The organism is Amycolatopsis sp. NPDC004625, from assembly GCF_040609695.1.
In the GTDB taxonomy this organism is placed as follows: Bacteria; Actinomycetota; Actinomycetes; order Mycobacteriales; family Pseudonocardiaceae; genus Amycolatopsis.
The window spans coordinates 50,349-66,083 of the sequence record NZ_JBEXKX010000005.1; the positions used below are offsets into that span (position 1 = coordinate 50,349).

A 15,735-nucleotide genomic window follows, 5' to 3' on the forward strand; every position below is an offset into this window, starting at 1 on the left:
CATGCACGCACAGCCGGGCGACTGGCTCGTCGTCAAGGGACCGTGGGTCGACGCCCCCGAACAGCGCGGCCGGATCCTCGAGGTCCGCTCGGCCGACGGCACCCCGCCCTACGTCGTCCGCTGGACGGCCGACGACCACGTGTCGACGGTCTTCCCCGGCCCCGACGCGGTCGTGGTGACCGCCGAGGAGGAACAGGCCGCCGAAGTCCGGGCCCGCACCCGGTTCGAGCGGGTCCGGCAGTACCTGCGCGAGGAGGACGGCCATGTCCGGGTTCGTTGACGGCGCGGTCGTCGCCGGCCTCGACGGCTCGGCCTCCGCGGTGCAGGCGGCCGTGTGGGCCGGTGCGGAAGCCGTCCGCCGGAGCCGTCCGCTGCGGCTGGTCCACGTCTACGCGCTGCCACAGGTCAAGGCGCCCGTCGCGTTCGGAACGCACGAGCAGGTCCGAGCCGGGCTGGCCGAGCGGGCCGAGGGCCTGCTGGCCGACGCGAAGGCCGCGGTGCTCGCCGAGTGCCCCGGTCTGGACGTCGGCACCGCGGCCCGCGAGTGGAGCCCGGTCACCGCGCTGGTCCAGGAATCGCGGCACGCCGAGCTGGTCGTGCTCGGCTCGCGCGGACTGGGCGGGTTCACCGGCCTGCTCGTCGGCTCGACCGCCGTCGCGGTGGCCGCGCACGCGCACTGCCCGATCGTCGTCGTCCGCGGCCGGACACCGCACGATCCACCGGCGCGCACCGGCCCGGTGGTCGTCGGGTCCGACGGTTCGCCCGACAGCGAGGCCGCGATCGCGTTCGCCTGCGAAGAAGCGCGGTTGCGCGGCACGACGCTGGTCGCGGTGCACACCTGGAGTGACGTCCTCGCCGACGGCATGCTGCGCCCGCACCCGCTGCAGGAGGACCCGGCCGAGATCGCGGCCGCCGAGCGCGGCAAGCTGACCGAGCAGGTCGCGGGCTGGCAGCGCAAATACCCCGAGCTGGGCATCGAGCTGGAGGTCGTCCGCGGGCGACCGGTGCGCACGCTGCTGGAACGGGGCGAGGACGCGCAGCTGATCGTGGTCGGCTGCCGCGGCCGCGGCGGGTTCACCGGCATGCTGCTCGGTTCGACGAGCCAGGCGCTGATCGCGCACTCCCCGTGCCCGGTGGCGGTCGTGCGGCCGATCGGGAGCGCCCGATGACCACCGCCCGGACCCGCGCCGCGATGCGCCTGCTGGCGACGTTCGAGAGCCTGCTCGCGGCGAGCGCGGTGTACGGCGGGATCTCCCTGATCGCCCGGGCGCCGGGGTTCGCCATGCCGGTCGAGTGGCTGGCGCCGCTCGGCCTGACCAGCTGGGTGCTGCCGGGGCTCGCGCTCGTGCTCGTCGTCGGCGGGTCACTGGCCGCGGCATCGGTGTTCGCGTGGCGGATCGACTTCCGCGCCCCGATCGCGGCGTTGGCCGCGTGCGCCGTGCTCACCGGCTGGCTGGCCGTCCAGTTCGGCGTGATCGGCGTGCGGGCCCCGGTCCAGTGGGTGACCGTGGCGCTCCTGGTGGTGCTCCTCGGGCTCGCGCTGCTGGCCCGCCGCCGGCTGGGGTCGTCATGAGCGCCACCGTGACCGGCCTGAGCGAGACGGAGTTCTTCGACACCGACTCGCTGCGCCTGCTCCGGCACGATCTCACGCTCGGGATCCGGGACGGCCGGTGGTGCCTCGACACCCCGGACGGGCCGATCAGCCTGGCCGGTTCGGACCGCGGGGTGCCGCCGACCCTGTCCCGGCTCGTGCGCGCCTACACCCGGGACGACCAGCTGGTCGCGGTCGCGCGGCTGCGGGGTGGCCGGGCGGAGCTGCGGGCCCGCCTGGGCGACCGGATCGCCGTGCCGCCCCGGCCGCACGACGGCTCGGCCCGGGGCGTGGTCATGGACTACGTGCGGACGCAGATCGCGGCGCTGGCCGCCGCGGACCTGGCCGTCCGGCGGGGTGCCCCCGATTCGGTGCACCGGCTGCGCGTGGCCGCCCGTCGGCTGCGGGGAGTCTTCGCTGCCTACGAGCCGGTGCTGGGCGGGCGGAAGCTGCTCAAGGAGTTCGGCGGCGCCCTGCGCCGGCTGGGCGGCGAACTGGCGCCCGCGCGCGACACCGAAGTCCAGTGGGCGCGGTCCCGGCCCTGGGCCCGGGAGCAGACGGACGCCTACTTCGCCCAGCTGGCCGAAGACGCCAACGCCCGCGTGCGGCGCGCCCTCGACAGCTACCGGTACCTGCAGCTGCTCAACGCCCTGGATGTGCTCGAAGTGGTGCTCAGCGAACAGCCCCGCCACGAATGGCCGAAAGCCGCCCGCCGTCCGGCCGCGAGGGTCCTGCCCGGGCTGGCCCGCGCGGTCGCCGAGGAGGTGGACGGCCGGGTCGCCGCCCTGGCCACGGCACCCGACCGGGATCGGGCCGTCCACGACGTCCGCAAGGCCGCGAAGCGGCTGCGGTACGCGCTCGAAGCCGGGGCGGCCGGGCTTCCCGTCGACGTGCCGGCGCTGCGGGCCTTCCAGGACCTGCTCGGCGAGTTCCAGGACTCCGTGGTCGCCCGCGGGCACCTGCGCGTCCTCCAGGCGCGCCACGGCGGGTTCGACGCGGTCCTGGCCGCCGAGGCGGAGACGGCCGAGCGGTGCGCGGACGGGCTGCCCGCGGCGTGGCGGCGGATCGACCTCGGTCCTTTGTGGACCTGGCCGGGCGAAGGGACGTAAGTCCTCGCGACCGGTGACCGATGACGGCGGTGGCCGGGGACCGGTCTTCCTAGATTGGTGGGGACCGGAAAGGAATTCCCGATGCGAGCACGCGACCTGATGACCGCGCCGGTGATCACCGTGCACCCGTGGACGTCCGCCAAGGAGGCGGCCGAGCTGCTGGCGGCGCACGGCTTCACCGCTCTGCCCGTGGTGGACGACGACGACCGGCTGGTCGGCATCGTCACCGAGGCCGACCTGATCCGCGGCCGCATCCCGGCCGACCCCCGCTACGTCCACGAACCCGCCGAAGCCACCGCCGGCAAGACCGTCGGCGACCTGATGACCACCCCCGTCACCGCGATGAGCAGCGGCACCGACGTCGCCGACCTGTGCCAGGCACTGGTGGACGCCCGGATCCGGGCGATGCCGATCGTCGACGGCTCGGCCGTCGTCGGCATCGTCACCCGCGGCGACGTCGTGCGGGTGCTCGCCCGGGACGACGTCGACATCGCCCGGGACGTCCGGCACCGCCTGGAGATCTACGGCGGCGGCGGCCGCTGGCACGTCGACGTCCGCGACGGGTTCGTGCACATCACCGACCAGTTCGACGACGACTCCGACCGGCACGTCGCCCAGTTGCTGGCGCTCGCCGTGCCGGGCGTCATCGCCGCAGAGACCGCACACGCGGGTGAGGAGCAGACACGATGACCGCCAACGATCCGAGGATCACCGTCGGCGTCGACGGCTCGGCCGGCTCGGCCGCCGCCGTCACGTGGGCGGCGGAACTCGCCTCCCGGCGCCACCTCCAGCTCAAGATCGTGCACGGCCTGCAGGTCGCCGGCCTCTACTACGGCGGCGGCATGACCGGGATCGGCGCGGCGACGCTGTTCGAGGCCGTCCAAGCCGACGGCGAACGGGCGATCGCCGACGCCCGCGCCCTCGCCGCGTCGGTCGACAAGGAGCTGGTCATCGTCACCGACCTGCCCAACGACCCGCCGGTCCCGATGCTGATCGAGGAATCCCGGCACGCCCGGATGCTCGTCGTCGGCCGGACCGGCACCGGCGGGTTCGCGGACATGCTGGTCGGCGGCACCGCGGCGGCGGTCGCCGCGCACGCGCACTGCCCGGTCGCGATCATCCGCGGCCACCACGACTCGACGACCGGCCCGGTCGCGGTCGGCATCGACGGCGGCCCGAACAGCGAGCAGGCCATCGCCGTCGCGTTCGAGGAGGCCTCGCTGCGCGGTGTCCCGCTGGTCGCGGTGCACGCCTGGAACGACATCACCTACGAGGACACCCGGGGCACGGCCCGGATCCTGACCCAGCCGGAGTCTCTGGAAGAGGGCGAAGACCGGTTGCTGACCGAGCGGCTCGCCGGCTGGCCCGAGAAGTACCCGGACGTCGAGATCCGGCGCGTGCTCGTGCGCGACCGGCCCCGGCACGCGCTGCTCGACGTCTCCGCGGAAGCGCAACTGGTCGTCGTGGGCAGCCGTGGCCGCGGCGGCTTCACCGGCATGCTCCTGGGCTCGACCAGCCAGGCGCTGGTCCAGCACGCTCAGTGCCCGGTGCTCGTGGTCCGCCCGGAGCGGAAGGCATGACCGCCGTCGAAGCCCGGCCCGCGGTGCTGGGCGGCACCGAACTCGCCCAGGTGGACGCCCTCTGGCGGGCCGCGAACTACCTCTCCGCCGGCCAGATCTACCTGATGGCCAACCCGCTGCTGCGCGAGGAACTGCGGCCCGAGCACGTCAAGCCGCGGCTGCTCGGGCACTGGGGGACCTCGCCCGGCTTGAACTTCGTCTACGCGCACCTGAACCGCGCGATCCTGACCCACGACCTGAACGCGATTCTGGTCACCGGCCCGGGCCACGGCGGCCCGGCGCTGCTGGCCAACACGTGGCTGGAGGGCAGTTACACCGAGGCGTGGCCGGAGGTGACGCGGGACGCCGCCGGGATGGCCGAGCTGTTCCGGCAGTTCTCCTTCCCGGGCGGGGTGCCGAGCCACGTGGCACCGCAGGTGCCGGGTTCGATCCACGAGGGTGGTGAGCTGGGCTACTCGCTCGCGCACGCCTTCGGTGCCGCGTTCGACAACCCCGGCCTGCTCGTCGCCTGCGTGGTCGGCGACGGCGAAGCCGAAACCGGGCCGCTGGCGACGTCCTGGCACGCCAACAAGTTCCTCGACCCGGCCCGTGACGGCGCGGTGCTGCCGATCCTGCACCTCAACGGCTACAAGATCGCCAACCCGACGCTGCTCTCGCGCATTCCGCCGGCCGAGCTGGACGCCCTGCTGCGCGGCTACGGCTACGCCCCGATCTACGTCGAAGGCAGCGACCCGGAAACGATGCACCAGGCGATGGCGGCCGCGCTCGACTCCGCGATCGCCACCCTCGCCGAGCGGCGCGGGGTGTGGCCGGTGATCGTGCTGCGCAGCCCCAAGGGCTGGACCGGACCGTCCGTTGTGGACGGACAGCAGGTCGAGGGCACGTGGCGCGCGCACCAGGTGCCGCTGGCCGGAGTCCGGACGAACCCGGACCACCTGAAGCAGCTGGAAGAATGGCTGCGGTCGTACCGGCCCGCGGAGCTGTTCGACGAGTCCGGCCGCCCGGTCGCCGACGTCACGGCGATGATCCCGGCGGGGGAGCGGCGGATGGGCGCGAACCCGCACGCGAACGGCGGTGTGCTGCTGCGGCCGCTGACGTTGCCGGACACCGCGGCCCACGCGGCGCCGGTGCCGGCACCGGGGACGACGGTGGCCGAGCCCACCCGGGTGCTGGGCCGGTTCCTGCGGGACGTCTTCGCGCTGAACGCCGACCGGGCGAACTTCCGCCTGTTCGGCCCGGACGAGACGGCGTCCAACCGGCTCGACGCGGTCTACGACGTCACCGGCAAGGAGTGGCAGGCGGCGATCGAGCCGGTCGACGAGCACCTGGCACGCGACGGGCGCGTGCTCGAGGTGCTGTCGGAGCACCTGTGCCAGGGCTGGCTGGAGGGCTACCTGCTCTCGGGCCGGCACGGGCTGTTCTCCTGCTACGAGGCGTTCGTGCACATCGTCGACTCGATGGTCAACCAGCACATCAAGTGGCTGCGCGTGCACCGCGAGATCCCGTGGCGGCGGCCGGTGGCGTCGCTGAACTACCTGCTGACCTCGCACGTCTGGCGGCAGGACCACAACGGGTTCTCCCACCAGGACCCCGGGTTCGTCGACCACGTGGCGAACAAGAGCGCCGAGGTCGTGCGGGTGTACTTCCCGCCGGACACGAACACGCTGCTGGAGGTCGCGGCGCACTGCCTGCGGTCCCGCGACTACGTGAACGTGGTGGTGGCGGGCAAGAACGACACGCCGAACTGGCTCGACGCCGAGCAGGCGGCGCTGCACTGCGCCCGCGGCGCGAGCATCTGGGAGTGGGCGAGCACGGGGGTGGACCGCGAACCCGACGTGGTGCTGGCCTGCGCGGGCGACGCCCCGACGCTGGAGGTCCTGGCCGCCGCGAAGATCCTCCGGGAGGAACTGCCTTCGCTGGCCGTCCGGGTGGTGAACGTCGTCGACCTGATGCGCCTGCAGCCCGAGGCCGAGCACCCGCACGGTCTTCCGGACCGGGAGTACGACGCGCTGTTCACCCCGGACCGCCCGGTGATCTTCGCCTACCACGGTTATCCGTGGCTGATCCACCGCCTGGCCTACCGCCGGACCGGTCACCACGACCTGCACGTCCGGGGCTACACCGAGCACGGCACGACGACCACGCCGTTCGACATGCTGGTGCTCAACCACATGGACCGCTTCCAGCTGGTCATCGACGTGCTCGACCGGGTGCCGGGCCTGGCGGCGACGGCGGGGGTGCTGCGGCAGCGGATGACGGAGGCGCAGGGGCGGCACCGCCGGTGGATCCGCACCCACGGGGAGGACCTGCCCGAGGTGCGGCACTGGACCTGGGCGGGTTGAGGCGTGACCGCCGCGGCCGTCCTGGCCGCGGCGATCGCGATCACCCTGGTCTTCGACTTCACGAACGGTTTCCACGACTCGGCGAACTCGGTGGCCGCGCTGGTCGCGACCCGCGCGGCCACCCCGGGCGCGGCCCTGCTGCTCGCGGCCGGCTGTCACGTCGCCGGGCCGCTGCTGGCGGGAACGACCGTCGCCGACACCGTGGGCGGGGTGGTCCGGCTGCCGGCCGCGGACGTGCTGCCCGCGGTCGGCGCCGCCGTCACCGCGGGCATCGGCTGGAACCTGCTCACCTGGTGGCGGGGACTGCCGGCCAGCTCGTCGCACGCGCTGGTCGGCGGCCTGGTCGGGGCGAGCGGGTTCGCCGGGGTGCGCTGGGGCGGGCTCGACGGCCTGCACGTTTCCGGTGTGCTCGGGGTGCTGGCCGGGCTGGCCCTGTCGCCGGTTCTGGGCGCCGGCCTGGGCGCGGCTGCCGACCTCCTGGTGCGGCGGGCGTTGCGCCGGGCGCGCCGCGGGGTCGGCACCGCGCTCCGGCGCGCGGAGTGGCTCACCGCCGGCGCGCTGGCCTTCAGCCACGGCGCGAACGACGCCCAGAAGTCCATGGGCGTCATCACGCTCCTGCTCGTCTCGACCGGCCACCTCGGGGCGTTCGTCGTTCCGCTGTGGGTCAAGCTCGCCGCGGCGGCGGCCCTGACCCTCGGCACCGCGTCCGGGGGCTGGCGCGTCGTCCGGACCGTCGGCCGCGGCATCTACCGGCTGCGCCCGGCCGACGGCCTGGCGAGCCAGGGCAGCTCCGCCGCGGTGATCCTCGCCGCGGCGGCGGCCGGGGCGCCGGTCAGCACGACCCACGTCGTCGCCGCCTCGGTGGTCGGCGCCGGCGCGAGCCGCCGGGTCCGCCACGTGCGGTGGTCCGTGGTGGGCGAGATCTGTTCCGCGTGGCTGATCACCCTGCCGGCGTGTGCCGTGCTGGGCGCGGCCGCGCTCCCGTTGTGGAGGTGGTGGGCGTGAGGTTGCCCAGGACGTGGTTCCTGCCGCACAACCCGGACGTGCTCGGGTTGCTGCGCGACCAGGCCGACACGGTCGCCGACCTGCTGACCGCGCTGGCGGGCTGGGCCCGCGGCCTGCCGACCGGCGGCGAGCTGCACACGCCGTTGCTGGTGCAGTCGGCCGAGCGCCGTCAGGTGCTGGTGGCCGTGCGGGAAGCGTTCAGCACACCGATCGAGGCCGAAGACGTGTTCGAGCTGGCCGAGCGGCTCGGAGAGATCGCCGAGGCGGCGTACATGCTCGTCCGCGAGTCCGATCTGTCCCGTACATCGCCGGACGACCACCTGACGGCGATGGTCCTCACCGTCGTCACCGCGTTCGACATGCTGCACAAGGCCGTGGATGCCCTGCCGCGCACCGAAGCCGCGGGGGAGGCCGACGCGGCACTGTCCTCTTTGGAGGTCGCCGAACACGCGTACCGCCGGGCGATCGCGGGTCTGGAGACCGAACCGGACCCGCGGCGCGAGATGCGCTTGCGGGAGCTCTACCGCCGGGCCGAGCACCTCGCGCTGGCCGTCCAGCGGCTGGGCCGGCGCACCTGGTACGCCGTTTGCAAGATCTCCTGATCGGTCCGGTGGAGGAATCCACCGCTCCGGCTCGCACACCGGCTTGACGGCCAACCCCCTGCGGCGCGGGAGACTTGAGCACGGCCACGCCGGGCGAGCGAGGTGCTGGGCCAGCTCGTCGAGCGGGCCCGGGAGGTCGGGGCACGCAGGGCCTGCTGCGGGCGAGCCAGGAGGTCACCGGCGACCTCGCCTTGCCGACGCTGCTGCGCCGGATCGTCGAAGCGGCCCGTGAGCTGCTCGGTGCCCGGTACGCCGCGCTCGGCGTGATCGGGACCGACGGGCAGCTTTCCGAGTTCGTGCACGTCGGCATGGACGACGAGACGGTGGCGCGGGTGGGTCGGCTGCCCGAAGGCAAAGGCCTGCTCGGGGCCGTGGTGGAAGACCCGCGCCCGATCCGGCTGGCCCGGATCGCCGACGACCCGCGATCCTCGGGCTTCCCGGCCGAACACCCGCCGATGCGCACCTTCCTCGGTGTGCCGATCCGGGTGCGGGGCGTCGTGTTCGGCAAACGCACGGCTTTACGAGACCGCGCGCAAGCAGCAGGAGTGGCTGAAGGCGTCGGCCGCGATCATGCGCGAGCTGCTCGCGGCGCGGTCAGGGCGGCCGCTGGAGCTGATCGCCGAGCACACCCTCGACCTCGCGGACGCGGATCTGGTGACCGTGCTGCGGCCCGACGGCGAGCGCCTCCGCATCGAGGTCGCTGTCGGCGGCGGCGGTGGCGAGCTGGTGGGGAAGGCCGTCGAGCTCGCCGGCACGATGGCGGGCCAGGTCTTCACCGGCGGCGAGCCGCTCATGGCGTCGTGGACCGACCGGCAGTCCGGACGGGTGCCTCGCCACCGCTGCGGACCGACCTCGACGCGGTGCTCGTGGTCCCGCTGACCGGCGGCGGCGAGGTGAACGGGGTGCTGACCGCGGCCCGGAAGACCGGCCGCGCGGCCTTCACCGGCGACGACCTCGAGATGGCGGCCGGGTTCGCCGGCCAGGCGGCGCTGGCGATCGAGCTGGCCGACGCCCGGGCCGAACAGCAGCGCAACGAGCTGTACGACGAGCGCGACCGGATCGCCGCGGAGCTGCACAGCGAGGTGGTGCAGCGGCTGTACGGCATCGGCCTGTCGCTGCAGACGACGGCCGGGGCGGCCCGTTCGGAGGTGGTGGCGCGCCGGATCCGCACGGCGATCACCGACCTCGACGCGGTGATCGCCCAGATCCGCGAGACGGTGTTCGAACTCGACGACGTGCTGTTCCGCCGCCGGGTCAGTGTCCACGACCGGGTCCTGGAGGCACTGGCGGAATCCGGGCTCACCACGTCGACGGAGTTCTCCGGCAAGCTCGACGGCCTCTCGCCGCCGGAGCTGGCCGACGAGCTGCTCACTGCGGTGCGGGCCGGGCTGCCCTTGATCGCCCGCCACACCGGCGCCGGTTCGGTCCGGGTGTCGGTGCACTCGGGCGCGGAGAGGCTGACCCTCACCTTGGCCCACGACGGCGGCGCGCTCGGCCCCGCCGAGCCCCAGTGGGCCGAGTTCGCCGAACCGGTGGTCCGGCGAGGCGGTGTTTCGGAGACACGGGCGAGTGAACTCGTCTGGTGGGTACCCCGGTGAGCTGCGCCGGTCAGCGCACCCTGGTCGAGCTGTGGGATACCTCGACCGCCGGGAGTTCGGCGAACTCCGCCGGCCGGTGCGTCACCACCAAAGCCGACCGGCTCGCGGTCGCCTTCAGGACGTCCGCCGCCAGTGCCGCGGCCGTCGGGGCGTCCAAATGGGCCGTCGGTTCGTCCAGCAGCAGGATCGGCCGGTCCGACAGCAACGCCCGGGCCACGCCGAGGCGCTGGCGCTCGCCGCCGGAAACTGGGGTTCCGTGCGCTCCCAACGCCGTGTCGAAACCCTCCGGCAGCTGCGAGAACCACGGCCCCAGCTGCGCCAGGTCCAGTGCCTTCGACAGCGAGGCGTCGGTGGCCGAAGGCCGGGCCAGGCGGAGGTTCTCGCGCAGCGTGCTGTCGAACAGGTGCGTGTCCGGGCCGCACCAGGCGATGCGCTGCCGGACCGAGTCGCCGTCGTAGGTCAGCGTGCTCCGGTCGTCCAGCAGGACCCGGCCCGCCGACGGGTCGAGGTAACGCATCAGCGCGGCGATCACCGTGCTCTTTCCCGCGCCCGAACGCCCGGTCAGCGCCAGCCGGCGGCCGGGGCCGAGGCGCAGGTGCACGTCCCGGACCGCGTCGGCCGGGGCGCCCGGCCAGCGGACCGCCAGGTGCTCGGCCGCCAGGTTCGAAGCCGCCGGGGCCGGAGCGGCGGCCGGCGACGGCCCGGGCAGGGCGTCCAGTTCGGCGAGCCGGCGCGCGGAGCCGGACGCCCCGAGCAGCCGCTGGGCCGCCTCCGGCCACCCCGCCACCAGCTCCGCCGTCGCCAGCGGGGTCAGGGCCAGCACCGCCAGCGCGGGCCCGGGGACCGCCGCCAGGATGCCCAGCACCAGGCCCGCCACCGACGTCAGCCCGACGCCCAGCGCGGCGATCCCGCTCCCCAGGCCGCGCCACCCCGCCGACCGGCGCTGCAGCGCGGTCAGGACACCGTCGAGCTCGCGCAGCCGTGCCTGCCGCCGGGTCGCCGCGTCGTGGGTGATCAGGTCGGCCGACGCCTGCAGCAGTTCCACCGTGCCCGCGGTCAGGTCCGCGCGCAGGCCGGCCGTTTCGCGCTGCGCCCGGCGAGCCGCCAGGGCCGCGACAACCGGCGCCAGCACACCGGCGACGCCCAGGCCGGCAGCCGCGGCGAGACCGGCTCCGGGCAGGACGAGCCCGAGCGTGACCGCGGTGGCCGACAGGACCACGAACGTCGACACGCCCGGGACCAGGCCGCGGACCAGGACGTCCTGCTGGCTGTCCACATCGGACACCAGCCGGTGCAGCAGGTCGCCCCGGCGCAGCCGCGCGGTGCCGGCCGGGCCGATCCGGACCAGCTGGGCCCACACCCGCACCCTTAGCTCGGCCAGCGCACGCAGGGCGACGTCGTGGGACAGCAGCCGTTCGGCGTACCGGAAGATGCCCTTGGCCAGCCCGAACGTCCGGACCGCGACGATCGCCACCAGCAGGCTCAGCACCGGCGGGTGCAGCGCCGCGCTCGCGATCAGCCACGACGACGTCGCCGTGAGGGCGACTCCGGAGCCCAGCGCGGCCGTCGCGGCCAGGCAGGCCAGGGCGAGCCGGAGCCGGTGGGGCCGGATCGCCTCGCGCAGCGGGCGCCACCGTGGTACGTCCACAGTGGACGTGGGGAGGATCGGCGCGGCGGCCGGCCGGGAGAGCGGCCGCGGCGAAACGGCGTCCGGTGCGGCGGGAACGAGAACCGGCTCGCCCAGGGAGAGGACGCGGTCGCAGCGGGCCAGCACCGCCGGGTGGTGGCTGACGATCACCGCGGTCCGCCCGGCCAGGACCTTCGGCAGCCGCTCCAGGATGGCCGCCTCGGTCTCCGCGTCGACGCCCTCGGTCGGTTCGTCCAGCAGGATCAGCGGCCGGTCGAGCAGCACCGCCCGGGCGAGCGCGACGCGGCGGCGTTGCCCGGTCGACAGCCCGGCGCCCAGCTCACCGACCACAGTGGACAGCGAGACGTCGAGCGCCGCGGTGTCGGCGGCGGCGAGCACGTCCTCGTCGGTCGCGTCGGGGGCGCCCAGGCGGATGTTCTCCGCCACCGTCCCGGCGACCAGGTGCGGCTGCTGCGGCACCCAGGCCAGGTGCCGGTGCCAGGTGGCCCGTCCGATCCCGGCCAGGTCGACGTCCCCCACCAGGATCCGGCCGCTGTCGGGCCGTCGCCAGCCCAGGAGGAGGTCGAGCAGGGTCGACTTGCCCGCCCCGCTCGGGCCGGTGACGCCGACGGCCTCGCCGGGTGGCAGACGCAGGCTGAAGCCGTCGAGGACGGGTCCGGAGCGGCCCTCGACCGTGACGTTCTCGCACCGCAGCGCCACGCGGGCCAGGTCGGGCACCGCGCGGGTGCCGGTGTCGCCGGTGGGTGTGCCCGCGAGGGCGATGATCTCCTCGGCCGCGGCGAGCCCTTCGGCGCTGTCGTGGAACCGCGCGCCGACCGCCCGCAGCGGCAGGTAGACCTCCGGTGCGAGGATCAGCACCACGAGTGCCGTCCGCAGGTCGAGTTCGCCGGCCAGCAGCCGCAGGCCGATCGACACGGCGACGACCGCGACCGACAGCGTCGCCAGCAGCTCCAGGGCCAGCGCGGACAGGAACGCGATGCGCAGCGTCCGCATGGTGTGCGCCCGGTACTGTCCGGTGATCTCCCGCAGCGACCGGATCTGGGCCCGCGCTCGCCCGAACGCGGTCAGCTCGGCCAGTCCGGCGACGAGGTCGAGGAAGTGGTTGCCCAGCACGGAGAGCGTCTTCCACTGCCGTCGGACGTCGCGCTGGGTGTAGAGCCCGATGAGGATCATGAAGACCGGGATGAGCGGCACCGTCAGGCCGACGATCACCGCAGCGGCCCAGTCGGCGGCGAGGATCCGCACGCCGACGACCAGCGGCACGACCGCCGCGATCAGCAGCTGCGGCAGGTAGCGCGAGAAGTAGCCTTCCAGCCGGTCGACGCCGTGGGTGGCCAGGGCGGCGACCTCGGCCGGCGAGCGGTCCGCCCGCCGGGGCCCGATCCGCAGCGCGGCCGCGATCACCGCCTCCCGCAGCTGCGAGAGGGCCCGGGCGGCGGCGCGGTGCGCGGTCGTCTCGGACAGCCACGCGAGCCCGGCCCTGGCCAGGACGACCGCGGTCAGCAGGCCGAGCGGCAGCGCCAGGCTCCGGGCGCCGAAGCGGCCGAGGAAGGCCCAGGTGATCGTCTTCGCGAGCAGCTCCGCCTGGGCGAGCACCAGCATCGCGGTGAGCACGCCGAGTGCGGCGCAGGCGAGGACGAACGGGCGGGCCGCGCTCGCGTGCCGCAGCAGGCGTGGGTCGAGCGGCTTCACCGGCGGGCCACGGGCAGGCCGCCGCCGGCCGGGATCGACGCCCGGCTGATCCGCTTGCGGAACACCCAGTACGTCCAGGCCTGGTAGGCCAGCACGATCGGGGTGAAGGCGACCGCCACCCAGGTCATGATCTGCAGCGTGTACGGCGTCGAGGAGGCGTTCGTCGTGGTCAGGCCGAAGGCCGGATCGGTCGTCGAGGGCAGGACGGCCGGGTAGAGCGACCAGAACAGCGTGAAGGTCACCGCGATGATCGCGCCGGCGGTGCTCGCGAAGGCGAACCCGTCCCGCTCGCCCGCGGCGAACAGCACCGCCGCCACGAGCAGCAGCGCGGCGATGACCGACGTCGGCCACGCCCAGCCGCCGTGCTCGACGGCGGTGTAGGCGAGGAAGACGCCGCCGAACACGATCGCCGCGCCGCCGAGCGCGCGGGCCAGGGTCCGGGCCCGGTCCCGGAGCGCGTCGGTCGTCTTCAGGGTGAGGAACACCGCGCCGTGGAAGGTGAAGAGGCTGAGCGTGGCCAGCCCGCCGAGCAGCGCGTACGGGTTCAGCAGGGTGAAGAACGTGCCGGTGAAGTGGTGCTGGGCGTCGAGCGGGACGCCGTGGACGATGTTGCCGAAGGCGACACCCCACAGCAGCGCCGGCGCGGCGGAGCCGAAGACGATGACCCAGTCCCAGGTGGTCCGCCAGCGCGGGCTGTCGAGCTTGCCGCGGAACTCGAACGCGACCCCGCGCAGGATCAGCGCCACCAGCACGAGCAGCAGCGCCAGGTAGAACCCGGAGAACAGGCTCGAGTACCAGAGCGGGAAGGCGGCGAAGGTGGCGCCGCCGGCGACGAGCAGCCAGACCTCGTTGCCGTCCCAGACCGGGCCGATCGTGTTGATCAGCACGCGGCGGTCGGTGTCGTCGCGGCCGAGGACGCGCAGCAGCGTGCCGACGCCGAAGTCGAAGCCTTCGAGGACGAAGTAGCCGGTCCAGAGGACCGCGATGAGCAGGAACCAGATGTCGGTGAGGGCCATGGCGGTGCTTTCGTCAGTAGGCGAAGGCCGCGGGGCGCGGCTCGTCGGACTCGGGTGCGGGTGCTTCCGGTGGCGGGGGACCGGCCTTGGCGTAGCGGACCATCAGCACGCCGTCGACGACCGCGAGCACGCCGTAGAGCAGGGTGAACACGATCAGCGACGTCAGCACGCTGCCCGCGGGCACGGTGGGCGACACCGAATCGGCCGTCTTGAGCACGCCGAACACCGACCACGGCTGGCGGCCCATCTCGGTGAAGATCCAGCCGACGCTGTTGGCCAGGAAGGGCAGGGCGAGCCCGAGGGTGGCGACGGGGAAGAACCAGCGGGCGCGCGGGGTGCGGCCGCGGCGGAACAGCCAGAGCCCCACCAGCGAGATCAGCAGGCACAGGAAGCCGAAGCCGATCATCAGGCGGAACGTCCAGTAGGCGACCGGGATGTCCGGCCGGTACTCGCCGGGCCCGTACTGCTGCCGTTCGGCGGCCTGGAGGTCGTTGATGCCCTCGACGCGGCCGTCGAACTTCCCGGTGGCCATGAAGGACAGCACGCCGGGGACGCGGATGCTGAACTTCTCCTGCGAGCCGTCGAGCGAGCCGATGGTGAACAGCGAGAACGACGCCGGGGCGACGGTGTCGTACAGCGCTTCGGCAGCGGCCATCTTCATCGGCTGCTGCTCGGTCATCAGCCGGGCCTGCAGGTCACCGGTGACGATCACGCCGAGGCTCGCGAGCAGCACGGTGACCAGGGCGAGCTTCATGGACGGCCGGTAGACGTCCGCGGCGGTGCCTTTGCGCAGCTGCCAGGCGCTGATCCCGACGACGAACATGCCGGCGGTGAGGAAGCAGGCGGTGATGGTGTGCGCGAACGCGCCGACGGCGGTCGAGTTGGTGAGCACGGCCCCGAAGTCCTTGAGCTCCGCGCGGCCGGTGGCGGGGTTGACCGCGTAGCCGACCGGGTGCTGCATCCAGGAGTTGGCGGCGAGGATGAAGTACGCCGAGAGCACGGTGCCGATCGAGGCGAGCCAGATCGTGGCCAGGTGCAGCTTCTTCGGCAGCTTGTCCCAGCCGAAGATCCACAGGCCGAGGAACGTCGATTCGAGGAAGAACGCCAGCAGGCCCTCGATGGCCAGCGGCGCGCCGAAGATGTCGCCGACGAACGTGCTGTAGTCCGACCAGTTCATCCCGAACTGAAACTCCTGCACGATGCCGGTCGCCACGCCCATGGCGAAGTTGATCAGGAACAGCTTCCCCCAGAACTTCGTCATCCGGCGGTAGCGGTCGTGCCCGGTGCGCACCCAGGCCGTCTGCATCCCGGCGACCAGGAAGGACAGCCCGATGGTCAGCGGGACGAAGAGGAAGTGGTAGACGGTGGTGATCCCGAACTGCCATCGGGCGAGGTCCAGGGCGCTCATCCGGTATCTCCTGCTCGTTCGCGGGTTGCCCGGTGAGCATCCGGTGCCGGCGGCGTCCGGCCTTAGGGTCCTTGGTCACTTCCGGGACGGCCACGGGTCCCTGCCGCGCAGGGCCTTGCGGTCGTACGCTGAGCGTGTCCGACC

General features: G+C 73.8%; 14 protein-coding genes and 1 pseudogene. 12 read left to right on the forward strand and 3 right to left on the reverse strand.

The features are described 5' to 3' along the window. Position 1: 1 nt before the first annotated feature. The 12 genes and pseudogenes from ABZW17_RS07325 to ABZW17_RS07380 all read left to right on the forward strand — a co-directional run bounded on the left by ABZW17_RS07325 (position 2) and on the right by ABZW17_RS07380 (position 9,827). Positions 2-280 carry a DUF1918 domain-containing protein gene (locus tag ABZW17_RS07325; RefSeq protein WP_354810638.1) on the forward strand — a complete coding sequence of 93 codons (279 nt, stop codon included), beginning with the start codon at positions 2-4 and terminating at the stop codon, positions 278-280. After that, positions 264-1,169 carry a universal stress protein gene (locus tag ABZW17_RS07330; protein ID WP_354810640.1) on the forward strand — a complete coding sequence of 302 codons (906 nt, stop codon included), beginning with the start codon at positions 264-266 and terminating at the stop codon, positions 1,167-1,169. The genes ABZW17_RS07325 and ABZW17_RS07330 overlap by 17 nt, the downstream gene beginning before the upstream one ends. Beyond that, the gene (locus ABZW17_RS07335; RefSeq protein WP_354810642.1) at positions 1,166-1,573 is read left to right on the forward strand and encodes a hypothetical protein; all 408 of its coding nucleotides are present in this window, start codon (positions 1,166-1,168) and stop codon (positions 1,571-1,573) included. The genes ABZW17_RS07330 and ABZW17_RS07335 overlap by 4 nt, the downstream gene beginning before the upstream one ends. Beyond that, positions 1,570-2,700 (forward strand): CHAD domain-containing protein, encoded by a 1,131-nt coding sequence (locus ABZW17_RS07340; protein WP_354810644.1) that lies wholly within the window; start codon positions 1,570-1,572, stop codon positions 2,698-2,700. Before ABZW17_RS07335 ends, ABZW17_RS07340 begins: the two co-directional genes overlap by 4 nt. A gap of 81 nt (positions 2,701-2,781) precedes the next feature. Next, on the forward strand, positions 2,782-3,390 hold the full coding sequence (locus ABZW17_RS07345; RefSeq protein WP_354810646.1) for a CBS domain-containing protein: 609 nt from the start codon (positions 2,782-2,784) through the stop codon (positions 3,388-3,390). Further along, a complete protein-coding gene (locus tag ABZW17_RS07350; RefSeq protein WP_354810648.1) occupies positions 3,387-4,280 on the forward strand; it encodes a universal stress protein in 894 nt (297 codons plus the stop codon). Before ABZW17_RS07345 ends, ABZW17_RS07350 begins: the two co-directional genes overlap by 4 nt. Continuing rightward, positions 4,277-6,622, forward strand: a complete 2,346-nt coding sequence (locus ABZW17_RS07355) for a phosphoketolase family protein (RefSeq protein WP_354810650.1) — start codon at positions 4,277-4,279, stop codon at positions 6,620-6,622. Before ABZW17_RS07350 ends, ABZW17_RS07355 begins: the two co-directional genes overlap by 4 nt. A gap of 3 nt (positions 6,623-6,625) precedes the next feature. Then, complete coding sequence (locus ABZW17_RS07360) at positions 6,626-7,627, forward strand: inorganic phosphate transporter (RefSeq protein WP_354810652.1); 1,002 nt, start codon at positions 6,626-6,628, stop codon at positions 7,625-7,627. Further along, positions 7,624-8,229 (forward strand): hypothetical protein, encoded by a 606-nt coding sequence (locus ABZW17_RS07365; protein ID WP_354810654.1) that lies wholly within the window; start codon positions 7,624-7,626, stop codon positions 8,227-8,229. The genes ABZW17_RS07360 and ABZW17_RS07365 overlap by 4 nt, the downstream gene beginning before the upstream one ends. A 191-nt stretch (positions 8,230-8,420) precedes the next feature. Beyond that, positions 8,421-8,675 (forward strand): annotated as a pseudogene (locus tag ABZW17_RS07370) (GAF domain-containing protein); the annotation flags it as partial. 25 nt (positions 8,676-8,700) lie between these two features. Next, complete coding sequence (locus tag ABZW17_RS07375) at positions 8,701-9,108, forward strand: hypothetical protein (RefSeq protein ID WP_354811022.1); 408 nt, start codon at positions 8,701-8,703, stop codon at positions 9,106-9,108. Next, a complete protein-coding gene (locus ABZW17_RS07380) occupies positions 9,030-9,827 on the forward strand; it encodes a GAF domain-containing protein (protein ID WP_354811000.1) in 798 nt (265 codons plus the stop codon). The genes ABZW17_RS07375 and ABZW17_RS07380 overlap by 79 nt, the downstream gene beginning before the upstream one ends. A gap of 10 nt (positions 9,828-9,837) precedes the next feature. Here ABZW17_RS07380 and cydD read toward each other — a convergent pair whose 3' ends face one another. The 3 genes from cydD to ABZW17_RS07395 are packed head-to-tail and all read right to left on the reverse strand — an operon-like array spanning position 9,838 to position 15,591. After that, positions 9,838-13,167 (reverse strand): thiol reductant ABC exporter subunit CydD, encoded by a 3,330-nt coding sequence (gene cydD / locus ABZW17_RS07385; RefSeq protein WP_354810656.1) that lies wholly within the window; start codon positions 13,165-13,167, stop codon positions 9,838-9,840. Next, positions 13,164-14,183, reverse strand: coding sequence for a cytochrome d ubiquinol oxidase subunit II (gene cydB / locus ABZW17_RS07390; protein WP_354810658.1), 1,020 nt, complete (start codon positions 14,181-14,183; stop codon positions 13,164-13,166). The genes cydD and cydB overlap by 4 nt, the downstream gene beginning before the upstream one ends. Positions 14,184-14,196: 13 nt before the next feature. Next, positions 14,197-15,591, reverse strand: a complete 1,395-nt coding sequence (locus ABZW17_RS07395) for a cytochrome ubiquinol oxidase subunit I (protein WP_354810659.1) — start codon at positions 15,589-15,591, stop codon at positions 14,197-14,199. Positions 15,592-15,735 lie beyond the last annotated feature (144 nt).